This window comes from Chloroflexota bacterium (assembly GCA_016219275.1).
In the GTDB taxonomy this organism is placed as follows: domain Bacteria; phylum Chloroflexota; class Anaerolineae; order UBA4142; family UBA4142; genus JACRBM01.
The window spans coordinates 1-14,520 of record JACRBM010000055.1; the positions used below are offsets into that span (position 1 = coordinate 1).

Consider the following 14,520-nt stretch of genomic DNA (forward strand, 5'->3'; position numbering starts at 1 on the left):
CGGCGTGGCGGTCGGCGTGGCGGTCGGCGTGGCGGTCGGCGTGGCGGTCGGCGTGGCGTTCGGCGTGAGTTTTATTTTTTGTTACTTTCGTCTTTATCTATATATTTTTCAAATGCCAGTTTCTTTTTTTCTTTCACGTTCTGCTAGCTCAACAAATTCGCTTTCACTTTTCCGTTTCTCTCCAACAAATTGGGACGAACTCATTTGGTTTCCCCTCTTCGGTCTCGACCAACATCTCATCATCATCGGCAAACACAACCGCCAAGCCGCACAACAACCCATCGCGCTTGTCGCGCAATCATTTCGCCAACAATGGGCGGCAACGAACGCGCTCATCGAACTCACCGCGTATGATGTGGAACGCGCGCAAGGTGTTCAAGCAATCGCCAACATCGCGGAACAATTCACGTGGTTGCCTTATCCAATGCCACCTGATTTGGAAAATGTTTTGCCGCCCATCCGCGACATCGCCGAGTACGCGCGCGGCGCAATGGAAAGCGATACGTTGTGGAACAAGCAATCGCAATTGCGAAATGCTAAAGCGCAAACGACGCGCGTACGCGAAGGACTCGCGCTGAGTGGCAATCGCAAATCCGCCGCGCGGTTTGGGCAAGCACTGCAAACCTGGGAACGCGTTTTCGATCAAGAACTCGAACTTCTTGACATCCAAGAAACCATTCCCAATGTCTATGTTCCGGGCGGCGCATTGAAACACGACACCAAAGTCTTCAAAGGTCGCCGCGATCTGTTCCTCGCGCTCGAACGCGAACTCGCGACGCCCGCCGAGCAACGCCCCACCCTACTCCTCTTTGGCGCGCGCCGCAGTGGCAAAACCTCCGTCATCAAGCAAATGCCCAATCGCCTCGGTCCCAACGTCGTCCCCGTCGAAATTGATTTGCAATCCGCCACCGCCGCCGAGGATGCGAGCGGCTTACTCGCGTTCATCGCGGACAAGTTAAAAGTGGATGCGCTCAACACGCGCCGCATCCAACTTCCCACGCTCATGCGCGATGAACTGCGCGGCGATCCGTACATGACGTTTCTGACCTGGCTCGAACGCGTTGAAGAAATTGTGGGCGAGCGTTGGATTCTGCTCAACCTCGACGAGTACGAAAAGCTGATCGAGATGATCGAATCAGGTCGGCTCGATTCGCGCGTGTTCGATTTTCTGCGCGGCATCATCCAGCATCATGCGCGCATCACCGTTTTGTTGAGCGGCTCGCACACGATAGACGACGTAGGGGCGACGCATGCGTCGCTCCTACCACGCGTGCCCCTCCTCAGCGATTATCTCATCAACGTCCGCGTCCTGCGCATCGGCGCGCTCAAAGAGGACGAGGCGCGCGAGCTGATCGTCAAACCGATTGACGATTTCCCGTTGCGGTACGAACCCGATGCGGTAAATCGCATTATCGCGGTCACCGGTTGTCAGCCGTACCTGCTCCAAGCCACGTGCCGCGATTTGGTCAACGCGCTCAACGAAGCGAACCGCATGACCGCGACGCTCGACGATACCGACCGCGCGCTCGACCAAGTGTTGACGACGAGCATCGCGTATTTTACCGATTTGTACAACGGTCGCGACAGCGACGACACGCAACGCGATATCATGCGCGCGGTGGCGATGGGCAAAGATGTAGGGGCGTTGAATTCAACGCCCCTACGAAAGTTGGTCAACCGCGACATTCTCGAAAAGACCGACGGCGCGTACCGTTATCACGTCGAACTCGTCCGCCGTTGGGTCGAACGGAATACAAATTGATGGGACGCGGACGAACGCTGACAAACGCAGACGAAAAAACATTTATCATTGTCATCTCGAGAATGTCACGCCGCGCGTGGCGTGTGTAAGGACACGAACTGTCACTTCGAGCGAAGCGAGAAGTCTCCCACACGAAGCGGATAGATTTCTCCCTTCGGTCGAAATGACAAGTTCCTGAACAGCGAAGCGAGAAATCTCCAAGCAATTACACGAGAGATTTCTCGTCGCTACACTCTTCGAAATAACAAAATAAAATCCGCGTTCATCCGCGTCCAAACAAAACCATGACCAAATCCGAAACCTACCGCGCTAAACTGAAAACGCTCAAAACCTGGGATGCGTTCCTACTCAAAGAGTCCGGCTTGCCCGGTCCGCGCGGCAACCTCGAACTCGCGCAGGTCGTCGCGGATCTCGGCGATGAGGCATTGTTCACGCGCTATCTCGCGTACGACGCCGCGCGCGCACCGGTCAACTCGCCGTACGAATTTCTTGCCTTCTGCGGCGTCGTGGGGCTGGGACGACTCGTCGCCGAGGGTAAGCACAAGCACATCAAAACGATTCGCGCGTGCGCGTCCGATGCGCGCTGGCGGATGCGCGAAGGCGTCGCGATGGCTCTGCAACGCTGGGGCGATGCGGACATGGACACGCTCATCGCCGAAATGGAGAAATGGAGCGCCGGCAATCTGCTCGAACAGCGTGCGGCGATTGCCGCGTTGTGCGAGCCGCGCTTGTTACGCGACGAGACCCAGGTCGCGCGCGTGCTCGCAATCCTCGACCGCGTGACCGATTCGATTCGCGCGGTACAAGACCGCAAGCGCGATGAGTTTGTCGCGCTCAAAAAAGGACTGGCGTACTGTTGGAGTGTCGCGGTTGCCGCGTCGCCCAACGCCGGCAAGCGCGCGATGGAAAAGTGGTTCACAACCAACGACCGCGACATTATTTGGATCATGCGCGAGAATCTCAAAAAGAATCGGCTCGCGCGGATGGATTCGTCTTGGGTAACTCAGGTGGAGGCACGGCTAGAAAAATTATCCCCCACGAAGGACACGAAGAGCACGAAGAAATAAATTTTCGTGTCCTTTGAATGAAAAAAGGATGAAGGATTTTTTCATCCTTCATCCCGCGAAGCGTGCCTTCATCCTTCACGAAATGTCCACTTCCGCCTCGATCTCCACCGGAATGTCCATCGGCAGACTCGCCATGCCAACCGCGGATCGCGCGTGCGCGCCGGCTTCGGGTCCCCACAGTTCGAGGATCAAATCTGAAAAGCCGTTGATGATGGTCGGCTGTTGCGTGAATCCCGATGCCGAGTTCACCATCCCGAACACGCGCACCCAGCCCGTCACGCGATCCAGGTCGCCAAGCTCGCGCTTGAGACTCGCGAGCATGTTCAGCGCGACCAAGCGCGCGGCTTGATACCCTTCCTCGATGGAAACCTCCGCGCCCACCTTGCCGAGCGGATGCGCGAGCGTGCCATCGGGCTTGAGCGGACCGTGCCCGGAGATGAACGCGCGACTGCCATGCACGCGCACCCACGCGAACGGCAACTTCATCGGCTTGTTCAGTTTCATCGGCTCCGGCAGAACCAGACCCATTGCTTGCAACTTCGCTTCGATTTTCATTTTGCTTTTTCCTTTCGCGAGTTCTTTCCCTCATTTCCCTCCATTCCTCCAGTATGGGAAATAAGGGAACTGAGGGAACTCCGGGAACTTAGATTCGATACTCTTCAAACCGTTCGACTAACCGCGCCGCGATCTTGCCGACGATCACGGTGCCGCGCGGCGTAAACTCTTCGCGTTCGATGATGCCGCGTTGATGAAACAGCGCGACGAGTTCGCCTTGATTGTACGGAATCCTCACGCGCAATTGGATCATCTCTTCCGCGAGCGCGCGTTCGACGAGTGCGAGCAACTCGTCCAACCCCTGCCCTTTCAACGCCGAGATGCGGACCGCGTTCCCCTCGCGCAAAAACATGTCCTGAGCGAAGCGAACGGACTCGTCTTGGGTAACCGACCCCACCCAGTCCCTCCCCTTACCAAGGGGAGGGTTCGGGAGGAGTATGCGATCCATCTTATTCAACGCGATCACCATCGGCTTGTCGCCCGCGCCGATTTCCTCAAGCGTCTCTTCAACCGCGTGCGCTTGATCGCGCGCATTCGCGTGCGACGCGTCGAGCACGTGCAACAGCACATCGGCTTCGGTGATTTCTTCGAGCGTGGCACGAAACGCGGCGACGAGTTCGGTCGGCAGTTTCTGGATGAACCCGACTGTGTCGGTGAACAATGCTTCGGAACCGCCCGGCAATTTCACGCGCCGCGTCGTCGGGTCGAGCGTCGCAAATAATTTGTCTTCGGTGAGAATATCCGCGCCAGAGAGCGCGTTGAGCAAGGTGGATTTTCCGGCGTTCGTGTACCCGACAATCGCGACGGTGGGCGCGCCTTCCTTTTTGCGCTTGCGCCGATACTCGCGGCGATGCGTGCGCACCTCTTCGATTTGTTTTTTGAGATGCGAAATGCGCGTGCGAATCTCGCGGCGATCCAATTCGAGTTGGCGTTCGCCGGGACCGCGCAAGCCGACGCCGCCGGTGCCGCCGCGCCCGGCGGCGCCGCCGGCTTGGCGCGCGAGGTGCGTCCACATGCGCGTCAGACGCGGCAAGCGGTACTCGTACTGCGCGAGTTCGACCTGGAGCGCGCCTTCTTTGGTGCGCGCGTGTTGCGCGAAAATATCGAGGATGAGCGCGGTGCGATCGAGCACCTTGATGTCCGCGCCTTCAAACGCCTGCTCGATCTCGCGTTGTTGGTTGGGGTGCAGTTCTTCGTCGAACAGCAAAACATCAAACGGCGCATCCGCGCGCGTCGCGATGATCTCGTTCAGTTTGCCTTTGCCGATGAACGTCGCGGGGTTGATGCGCTCGACGTGTTGCACGACGCGCCCGATGACTTGCAGTCCCGCCGTTTCCGCGAGCCGTTCGAGTTCGTCGAGCGAATCCTCAATCGGAAATTCGTTGCGCGGGCGCTTGAGTTCGACGCCGACGAGAAATGCTTTTTCGATGGGGGCTTGAGCTGGGATGGTTAATGGTTTTGGGATGGTGGTCTCCTTGAGTGCGCGGGAGGAATTACAACGGACAAGGGTGAAAACAGACGGAAAAAATTCCGAGCCGTGAATGCTGTGTCCGTTCTTTTTCGATTTTGTCCGTTGTACTCTCTTCCCTACACGCGAATCGTCTCAATCTCCAGAGTTGTCTTGTAAAAGTTGGCGAGCAATCCGATTTTCAGGTTGAGCCAACCAAGATACCGTGCCAGTCGTTGCCGATGAACATCGGTGACCTCTTTTAGCGCAACGGTTGCCACTGCCACAGAATTTTCCACAATAATCAAACGGCAATCCACGTTCTGCAAAACTTGATGGTGGAACATGACTGGAATTTGCTTTTTGAATTCAAATGGGATGCCGCGTTCACGCATCTCGACTTGTGCCGCACGGCGGTAAACGAAATGAATGAACCCAGGTCCCAGTTCAAAATGCACTTGAAGCAAAATGCCGCGAATTGCGTACACGAGTTCGGGGAACAACATCGTGTCTTTCGCTTGGAATGCCGGCGCTTGAATGTCTTGCCACGATCTCTTCTCAAGGAAATTCGGCACACGCTTGATCTCGATGTCTGTTGCGCCAAAATTGACCAACAATGCGAGTGGCAAGCCGGTGACCCTGAGGTATGAAATTGTCTGTGCCATGTTGAGTGGCGACAAATCTTCGGGCGAGGATTTCAATTCAAGCAGAATAATGTCCCAGGCAATCACATCCGTGTAATAACGTCCAACCTCAACGCCTTTGTAATGCACCGAGTACGGCGTTTGTTCCTTGTGCGGAATCTTTTTCTCGTCCAACACAATCGCGAGTGCGCTCTCCCATGCAGATTCGGAGATGCCCGATCCCTTCAGTTCGCGATAGACCTGAAACAATGCGCCGCGCAATTGATAGGTTTGGTCTTCCAGGATGAGTTGAGGCATAGGTGCTCCAGGTGATAACAACTGACAAAACCGAAAACAAACGGACAGACCAGGTGGCGCACGTTTCGTCCGTTCCTTTTCGCTCTTGTCCGTTGTAATCGTTTTTCATTTTACCACCCAACCACCAAACTACCCAACTACCCAACGACAGTAACCGTCGCGCGCAATTCCTGGGTCGTCCCATCCGCGAGAATTAGCCGCAACACGTACGTCGTCGTCTGCGTTGGCGATACCACTTGCGAAAAATTCAGCGGCATCCGCGCGCCATCGAGAAACACCATGCGCGCGCCGAACGTGTCCCAGGTCAAGGTTGACGACGCGCCGCGTTGAATCGTCGCTGGCGTCGCGGTGAATGAATAGTGCGGCGGCGGCAGTGGCGGGTAGACGCCATCCCAGGTAAACTTGCGCGTGAACGCGGGGAGCGCGCGAATTGCGTCGTGCGTCGCGGTCTTGTCGCCGAGCGGTCCGCCCCACCAATCGTCGTTGCCCCAGCCGCCGGCAATCCAGGGTGTCGCGCTAAACAAATAATCCGGCAACGGCTCGCCGTTCGCGATGACGCCGGCGCGGAACCAATCGAACATCGCCGCGTGATACTGCGCATGATGCGCCGCGTCCACCGGCGGATAGCGCGTGTCGTCGCGCACGCCAAACTTCCAGCCGCCCTCCCCGCCGATGATCGGCAGAACGAAACCGATGCGTTCGAGCATCCACGCGGCATACTCGATAAAACTCAACACCGAAACATCGTCGTCGAAAATCGTGCTTTGGTTGAGCGCGTCGTACGGATAGTCCGCCGGGTGATTCGCGCCGTAATTGTGCAGCGCGTAAAATGCGCGTTCCCAAATGTCGGTACGACCGATTGCCGCGACCGCGTTCACGACCGCGTCGAACTCGTCGCGCCCGTACACCTGGAGACCGGGATAGCCACCGGCATCCACGACCTGCGCGGCTTTTGCCGACCAGCGCCCCGCAAAAATTCCGATCCACTGCGGATCGCCCGGAAACGTGCGCCATTCGGCGGGATCGCCCGGCTCGTTGTAGATTTGAATGTACGCCGGCGCGCCGATATTTTTGAGCGCGTTCACGTACGGCACCGGGTCGAAATTCTCGTCCACTTTTTTCCCGATACGAACGACTGGCATGATCCCGGCATTCCAACAACCTTGCGCGGCGCGCCCGGCTTGCAATTCATCCTGCGCGTAAATCAGCGTCCACTTGCAACCGATATACGTGAGATGTTGCACCGTCGCGTCCACACTCGGCTGGCGCAGATCGAGGTGAAAGTGCAAGCCGCGTCCGTTGTCGTTCGTGGGACGCGGGAACGTTTGCAAGCGCGCGACGTTCGCCGGCATGATCGTCACCGAGGGATAGCGCGTCGCGCCAGGTGGCAACGCGGCGACCGTGACCGTCGCGCTCAGGTCGCGCGTGCGCCCATCGAGGAAAACGATGCGCAACACGTACGTCGTCGTCTGCGTTGGCGCGACGACCTGGGTACCTTGCACCGCGACCGGCGCGCCGTCGAGCGTGACGGTGCGCGCGCTCGCGACGTTCCACGCCAGCGTCGCCGATTGTCCTGCGGCAATCGTGCTCGGCGTCGCGGTGAACGAGTGCGCGGGCAACTCGTCGCTCACCGTGATGCGTTGCGTGCCCTCGCGATCCTGCATCCACGCGACGTACTCGTGGACGAGTCCTGCCCAGTAATCGCGCGCTTGCGCGGTCGTGAGGCGAATCGCGCCGGTGATCGTGCGCGTCTCCCCTGGTTGCAACGCGGTACCGAATCCCCAACGATACGGATGATCGAGTCCGACACGTCCGTCAAAATCTATGCCGACGCGATATTTGCCAGCGACTGCGGCGTGCCCGCGTGAATCGAACGTGTCACCCTCGTTGTAGACAAAACCTGGGTCAGGCGCTTGCGTGTCGAGCGACGCCGCTCCATCGTTCCGCACCGTGATACTCACGTTGAGCAACTCGCCAACCGCGAGCGTCGTCGGCGCAAACGCGACAGAAGTAATTCGCAGTCCGCTGTTGACGGTGATCGTTTGCGTGCCTTGCCGATCCTGCACCCACGCGACGTACTCGTTGACCAAGCCCGCCCAATAGTTCACCGCGCGCGCGGTCGTCAATTGAATCGTGCCGGTGATCGCGCGCGTTTCGCCGGGCGCGAGCGATGTGCCAAAGCCCCAGCGGTACGGATGGTCGAGTCCGGCGCGCCCGTCTAAATCAACCCCGACGCGATACTTGCCCGCGACCGCGGCGTACCCGCGCGAATCGAACGTGTCGCCCTCGCGATACATGAATCCTGGGTCAGGTCCTTGCGTGTCGAGCGTCGCGCTCGAATCATTCCTGACCGTGATGCTCACGGTGACGCTCTGTCCCACGCTCAACGTTGTCGGTGTGAACGTGACGTTCGTAATGCGCGGCGGTTGCGCGGATGGCGTGTTCACCGTGATCGCTTGCGTACCTTGCCGGTCCTGAATCCACGCGACGCGTTCCTGCACGAGTCCCGCCCAATAATTCGCGACGCGCACTGTGCGCAATCGAATCGCGCCGGTGATCGTGCGTGTTTCGCCCGGCTGCAACGGTGAACCAAATCCCCAGCGGTACGGATGATCCACACCGATGCGTCCATCGAAATCCACGCCGACGCGTAAACTGCCCATCGTGTCTGGGAATCCGCGCGAATAAAACGAGTCGCCTTCCTCGTACAGAAATCCGGGATCAGGTCCCTGGGTAGGCAACTCGACCGTGCCATTGTTTCGCACGGTAATGCTCACGCTGAGCGTCTGTCCTGCCTCAATCGTCGTCGGCGAGAACGTCACACTCGTGACTTGTATTGGCAAGTTGACCGTGATGAGTTGCGTGCCGATACGGTCTTGCAGCCAGGCAATGCGTTCGTGCACCAGCCCGACCCAGTAATTGCGCGCTTGCATCGTTTTGAAACGAATGCCGCCGGTGATCGTGCGTGTTTCGCCCGGCGCGAGCGGCGAACCCAAACCCCAACGATACGAATGGTCAATCCCGGCGTGTCCGTCGAAATCAACGCCGATGCGGTACGCGCCGCCCACGTCGCCAAATCCGCGTGTGATGAACGTGTCGCCTTCGTCGTACACAAAACCTGGGTCGGGTCCCTGGGTCGCCAGCGTCGCATCGCTCGCATTCGTGATCGTCACGCTAATTTGCATCACGTCGCCGACGACTGCGGACGTGGGCGCGAACGCGACCTGGGTGATGACGGGAATGCTCGTGTTTGCCCAGCGCGCGCGATAGTCCCGCGCGAGCGCGGCGCGCAAATCGTCGAGCACGCCGGGTTTGTCTTCGATGCCGTACTCGGGACGATCTAGCAACTTGTTCCACCGGAACAACGCCAGCGCCTGAATCGGTTGATTCGTGACGACGGCGCTCCACGCGTTGACTTCCTGATACACGCCTTGCGCCCAACCGACGTTGATGTTTTGCCAACCATCGAGCGGATCGGTTTCGGTGATCAACACCGGCAACAACCGATGTCGCGCCGGGATCGCGTTCAAAAAATCGCGGTACGCGCGAAAGTGAAATTGCCGGTCGGTGAACGGCGCACTCATCGGACTGTCGCTCGTGATTTCGGCGACCGCGTGCGCGTGCGTGTACGCGTGCAGCGCCAGCGCGTCCACCTGATCGCCAAGCAGGTTGAGCAAGTCAACCAGATATTGCACCCAATCGCCGCGTGTGTTTCCGCTGTATGCCGTGTCGTTCGTGCTCGGCGCGATCGCGCCCGGCACAACCCAGTCATCCGCGTGCCCGGGTATCGCGCGAATCGCATCGCGGCATTGGACGAAACAATCCACGTACTTGGCGGGCGTGATAATTTCACGCACGCCTCCCGATGTCGTCGGACGTTCGGCGATGATGTTCATCTCGTTACCGATGATCCACACGCGCGCGCTGGGCGAGTTACGAACATACGCCGCGCATTTCGTTGCGAACGTGGCGTACTCGCTCGACACCGGAATCGTGCCGACCGGATCATAACCATTGTTGAGCCGCACGATCGGTTCGATGCCGGCATTGCGATACGTCGAGTAATCCTTGCCGGTTTCGGTTTGCAAATTCACCGTATCCACGAGCCAGCCGGTTTTTTGCGCGGTGACGAGCGTGTCGCGTCCGCCGAGATCGTGCACGCCGTAAATGTGCGCGGGGAATGCCGGTGGTTGCGGCGCGTTGCCACCGCCGCCCTGCCCGGCGACGTACTGCGCGATGGGCACACCTATCGGAGCAACGTCGAACGTTTGCCAGGTGCTGCCCGCGCCATATTGAAAAATCGTCGCGCCAACCAAGCAACGATCCTGGACGATTTGCCGGTCATAGTCCGCGAGCAGTTGCAGATACGCGCTTGCCTCCAGATAGGTTTGCCACCCATGATTCGCGCCATCGTCAAGCCCGCACTCGGTAATGAGAACCGGCTTGCGCGCGGATGCGGGGAGCCGATTGCGGAACAGGCGATAGCGACCCAGGTCTTTAATTCCGTAAACCGGGTGCGCGTACTCGTGGAGCGCGAGATAGTCGCACGCCGCCGCGCCGGGCGCGAGCAGGGGGACCCACTCCAAACGCGGATTGCCGGTCGAGAACGAATACGCCGCCACCTTTTCGCCGCGCACGTGCATCAACGACGCAAAGCGCACGTACCAATCGGAGACGGCGCGCGCCTCCGCTTCGCTGTTAAGCACCGGCTCGTTGATGCCTTCCCAGACGATGCCGCGCCCGCGCAATTTATTCAACGTGTCGGTCAATTCGGCGACGAACAGGTCTGCCGGATTTTTGAACGACAGGTTGGTGTACTGGCGATACACGATCAACGCGCCGGGACACCGGCGGCGAATCTCGTCCACGTTCGTATCGCTCGGAAATTCGAATATCTTGACGACGGTCGGCTGCATTTGTTGGAGCAGATCAAAAACGCGCGTATCAAAATTGCTGATGTGAAAGGTAAGTTTCGATGGCATTGTTTGTTCCTCTTGAGATACCAGGTTTCTTCAAGAAACCTGGTATCTGATCAGTCGGTTTATCGCGTTTCGAGCCAGGTTTGTATCACACGACCCACGCGCTCCAAACTCGCGCCCGATACCTTGTCAGCCGTATCCTGGATCGTGTGCCAGTACGGATAATCGAAATCAATCAAATCCACGGCACGAATGCCGCGCTGAAGAAACGGCGTGTGATCGTCTTCCATGCTCCACTTGTCCTGCGCGATGAAATTACTCGCGTAGCCCAATTTGGCGGCGATGCCCCATAATTTTTCTTGCAATTCCTTGTCCGAGTTTTGCTCGTAGTAAATGTTCTGGTCGGCATCGCCGATCATGTCCACGACGACAACGTATTCCGGTTTCGCCGTCAGATTCGCCGCGACGTACTCCGCGCCGACTGAAAAGGGCCACAACACCGAGTCGCACGGCACGGCGATGAGCGCGCACGTTGGCAGATAGCCGTTATCCTCCGCGTCGAAAAACGCGAGCCACACTTCGTTTTTGAGTTTCGACGCATCGAGCACGCGCGCGAGTTCGAGTAACACTGCGACACCGCTCGCACCGTCGTTCGCGCCCGGTACCGGCTTGGTCGCATTCGCGCGGTCTTGATCCGCGAGCGGGCGCGTGTCGAAATGTGCGCCGAGAATAATGATCGGTCCCCTGCCCTCTGCAAGCTTGCCGATGACGTTGCGAATCGGCACGCCGCGGTATTGAAAGTCTTGTGTAACTACGGTCCATTTGGATTCTTTGAGTTTCGTCGCGATGTAATCCGCGAGCGCGCGATTCGCCGCACTGCCCGACGGACGCGGACCCAGTTTCATTTGCTCGGTCACATGTGCGTACGCGTGGTCGCCGTCGAAAATTTTTGGCGCCGGTGTTGGCGTCGGTGGCGTTGGCGTCGGCGTCCCGCCACATCCCATCGCGAACAACGCGAGAAAAAAAATAATCGCGCGAGACAACATTCGCATAGCGTTTTCTCCATTTCAAAAATAACCAGGATTTTTTGCGTGTGTATTGTTTTGCCTACACGATGATGCGCGCCGAAACTATACCATTCCTTGATGCAATTCGCAACTGTCCCAGCACGTTGGCGACTGCTCATCCTTGCGGAGGTTTGAAGGTATCATTCTCCAGGAATCGAAAAGGATGGGCTGGGTAGATCCGCACGTTGACGCAATCCGCAACCCCGCGTATAATCGGGTCACTTTGTCTCAGGGAGCAATCGAGTGCGAATTGGGATTGACGCGCGGCTCGTCTATTATCACAAAGCCGGCATCGGGCAGTACATCTTGCGCCTGACCCAGGCGCTGGCGCAGATTGATAGCGACAACGACTATGTCTTGTTCGCCAGTCGCAAAGATGACACACGCATCGTCACGCAATCGAATTTCAAACGCGCGCGCTTGTGGACTCCCAGCCATCATCGCTTTGAGCGGCAAGCGTTGTCGCTCGAATTGCTTCCCTTTACCCTTGACGTATTGCACAGTCCGGATTTCATTCCACCCTCGCGCACGCGCTTTCCCGGCGTCATCACCGTGCACGATCTCGCGTTTCTCCTTTATCCGCGATTCTTGACGCGCGAGAGCGCGCGCTATTACGGTCAGGTGGACATCGCCGCGCGCCAAGCCGATCACATCATCGCCGTTTCGCAAAGCACCAAACGCGATTTGATTCGTCTGCTCGGCGTGCCCGAAAACAAAGTGTCCGTGATTCACGAAGCCGCGCATCCGCTCTTTGCGCCGGTCACGAACACGGAAGCGCTCGAACGCACGCGCGCGCGTTATTATTTGACCGCGCCCTTTTTCCTATTCGTCAGCACGCTCGAGCCGCGCAAAAATTTGCCGACGTTGCTACGCGCGTTTCGTCAACTGCGCGACAAGTACAAAATTACCGCGACGCTCGCGCTGGTGGGCAATCGCGGTTGGCTCGCCGATGAAGTGGATCGCGTGATCGCGGAGTTGAACCTGGGTGACACCGTACGCTTTTTGGGCGGCATTCCCAACGACGAACTGGTGTATCTGTACAACGCCGCCGCCGCGTTCGTGTTCCCCTCGTTCTACGAAGGGTTTGGTTTGCCACCGCTCGAAGCGATGGCGTGCGGCACGCCGGTCATCACGTCGAACGTGTCGTCGCTCCCCGAAGTCGTCGGCGACGCGGCGTTGCTCATCAATCCCGAAGACGTGGATGCGCTGGCGGTCGCCATGTCCCGCGTCCTCTCCGATGAAAAATTGCGCCGCGAAATGCGCGATAAAGGTTTGAAACGCGCCCAGGGTTTTTCGTGGGAGCGCGCCGCGCGCGAAACGCTCGACGTGTACCGTCAAGTCGCCGCGCAATGAAACTCTTGTTCCTCACGCCCCAGTTGCCGTATCCTCCACAACAAGGCACCACGTTGCGGAATTTCAATCTGATCAAACAGCTTGCGCCGCGCCACACGATCACGCTCCTCTCCTTTGGCGCGCCGGACGAATTGCAGAACGCCGCGCCCCTGCACGCGCTGTGCGAACGCATCGCGATCGCGCCGTATCCTGTGCGCGCGTTGTGGCAACGCGCGTGGACGACGCTCACCTCGCCGCTGCCGGACATGGCGCTGCGACTAAAATCCGCTGCGATGCACGCGCTTGTCGCGCGCACGTTGAGAGAAGAGCAATGCGATGTCGTTCAAGTCGAAGGCATCGAGATGGCGCGGTATGTTCTAAATTCGCAATTCGCAATTCGCAATTCGCAATTCGTTTTCGACGATCACAACGCCGAGTACGTCCTGCAACGCACTGCGTTCGAATCGGATGCAAAACGATGGACGCGCGCGCACGCCGCGCTTTACTCGCTGATCCAGTGGAAGAAACTCGAACGCTACGAACGCGCAATCTGCCAACTTGCGGATCACGTCGTCGCGTGTTCCGACACGGACGCCAATCACATTCGCGCGCTATTTCCCAATGACCAATTACCCATCACCACCATCCCCAACGGCGTGGACACCGAGTTCTACGTTCCTTCCGATGAGGTCTGCGCTAAACCGCTCGCGGAACTCGCGCTCGTGTTCACCGGCAAAATGGATTTTCGCCCGAACATTGACGCGATGATCTGGTTCTGCGATGAAATTCTGCCGCGCATTCGCGCCGAGATTCCGCTCGCGCACATCGTCATCGTCGGGCAGAAACCCGCGCCGCGTGTCGCCGCGCTCGCGCAACGCGATGGTGTGCAAGTGACCGGCGCGGTGCCGGACGTTCGTCCGTTCATCGCGGACGCGGCGGTCTACGTGATGCCGTTGCGAATGGGCAGCGGCACGCGGCTCAAGGCGCTCGAAGCGATGGCGATGGGCAAGGCGATTGTCTCAACCACGCGCGGCGTCGAAGGCATCGCGCTGATGCCCGAACGCGACGCGGTGCTCGCGGACGAACCGGACGCGTTCGCGCGCGCGGTCATCGCGCTCTTGCGCGACCCAGGACGCCGGCGCGCGCTCGGTCAATCTGCGCGCACGCTCGCGGAAACCCGGTACGATTGGCGCGCGATTGTTCCCGCGTTCGATGAGATTTACGCGCAAGCGCGTAAGGAAACAAGAAAGCAGGGAAACAGGGAAACGAGGGAATTAAGGAAATAAAGGGAACAAGAAATCCGTTCAAGTGGCAATACCTTCGCCAATTCGTTTTCGCCCGTTTTTTATCCGCGAATAACGCGAATCTCCGCTAATTTTTAAATTCATTCGCGTTATTCGCGCATGAATTTATGATTTTAGCGAAGGTGA

9 protein-coding genes are annotated in these 14,520 nt (G+C 58.4%); 4 read left to right on the forward strand and 5 right to left on the reverse strand.

What is annotated here, in order from left to right; all coding sequences use genetic code 11:
- Positions 1-1,762: hypothetical protein (locus tag HY868_14610; GenBank protein MBI5303364.1), on the forward strand; the 1,762-nt coding region annotated here is incomplete at its 5' end.
- A gap of 284 nt (positions 1,763-2,046) precedes the next feature.
- Positions 2,047-2,829 (forward strand): hypothetical protein, encoded by a 783-nt coding sequence (locus tag HY868_14615; protein ID MBI5303365.1) that lies wholly within the window; start codon positions 2,047-2,049, stop codon positions 2,827-2,829.
- Between the two features lie 75 nt (positions 2,830-2,904).
- Here the strand turns inward: HY868_14615 and HY868_14620 are convergent, their stop codons facing one another.
- The 5 genes from HY868_14620 to HY868_14640 all read right to left on the reverse strand — a co-directional run bounded on the left by HY868_14620 (position 2,905) and on the right by HY868_14640 (position 11,743).
- Positions 2,905-3,384: a RidA family protein gene (locus HY868_14620; GenBank protein MBI5303366.1), complete on the reverse strand. Its 480-nt coding sequence runs from the start codon at positions 3,382-3,384 to the stop codon at positions 2,905-2,907.
- An 88-nt stretch (positions 3,385-3,472) separates the two neighbouring features.
- The gene (hflX, locus tag HY868_14625) at positions 3,473-4,849 is read right to left on the reverse strand and encodes a GTPase HflX (GenBank protein MBI5303367.1); all 1,377 of its coding nucleotides are present in this window, start codon (positions 4,847-4,849) and stop codon (positions 3,473-3,475) included.
- A 122-nt stretch (positions 4,850-4,971) separates the two neighbouring features.
- Entirely contained in the window at positions 4,972-5,772 is an 801-nt protein-coding gene (locus tag HY868_14630) for a GxxExxY protein (protein MBI5303368.1), read from the reverse strand.
- A 137-nt stretch (positions 5,773-5,909) separates the two neighbouring features.
- Positions 5,910-10,754, reverse strand: coding sequence for a hypothetical protein (locus HY868_14635; GenBank protein MBI5303369.1), 4,845 nt, complete (start codon positions 10,752-10,754; stop codon positions 5,910-5,912).
- A gap of 59 nt (positions 10,755-10,813) precedes the next feature.
- Positions 10,814-11,743 (reverse strand): M28 family peptidase, encoded by a 930-nt coding sequence (locus tag HY868_14640; protein MBI5303370.1) that lies wholly within the window; start codon positions 11,741-11,743, stop codon positions 10,814-10,816.
- Positions 11,744-12,001: 258 nt separating this feature from the next.
- Between HY868_14640 and HY868_14645 the strand changes: the two genes are divergently transcribed.
- Entirely contained in the window at positions 12,002-13,111 is a 1,110-nt protein-coding gene (locus HY868_14645) for a glycosyltransferase family 4 protein (GenBank protein MBI5303371.1), read from the forward strand.
- Positions 13,108-14,376 (forward strand): glycosyltransferase, encoded by a 1,269-nt coding sequence (locus HY868_14650; protein MBI5303372.1) that lies wholly within the window; start codon positions 13,108-13,110, stop codon positions 14,374-14,376. The genes HY868_14645 and HY868_14650 overlap by 4 nt, the downstream gene beginning before the upstream one ends.
- Positions 14,377-14,520: the final 144 nt, after the last annotated feature.

What these genes read in the sequence shown, in the direction of transcription:
- HY868_14620 (MBI5303366.1), bottom strand. Translation starts at nt 3,384, where the DNA reads ATGAAAATCGAAGCGAAGTTGCAAGCAATGGGTCTGGTTCTGCCGGAG.
- HY868_14615 (MBI5303365.1), top strand. Translation starts at nt 2,047, where the DNA reads ATGACCAAATCCGAAACCTACCGCGCTAAACTGAAAACGCTCAAAACC.
- HY868_14630 (MBI5303368.1), bottom strand. Translation starts at nt 5,772, where the DNA reads ATGCCTCAACTCATCCTGGAAGACCAAACCTATCAATTGCGCGGCGCA.
- HY868_14650 (MBI5303372.1), top strand. Translation starts at nt 13,108, where the DNA reads ATGAAACTCTTGTTCCTCACGCCCCAGTTGCCGTATCCTCCACAACAA.
- HY868_14635 (MBI5303369.1), bottom strand. Translation starts at nt 10,754, where the DNA reads ATGCCATCGAAACTTACCTTTCACATCAGCAATTTTGATACGCGCGTT.
- HY868_14640 (MBI5303370.1), bottom strand. Translation starts at nt 11,743, where the DNA reads ATGCGAATGTTGTCTCGCGCGATTATTTTTTTTCTCGCGTTGTTCGCG.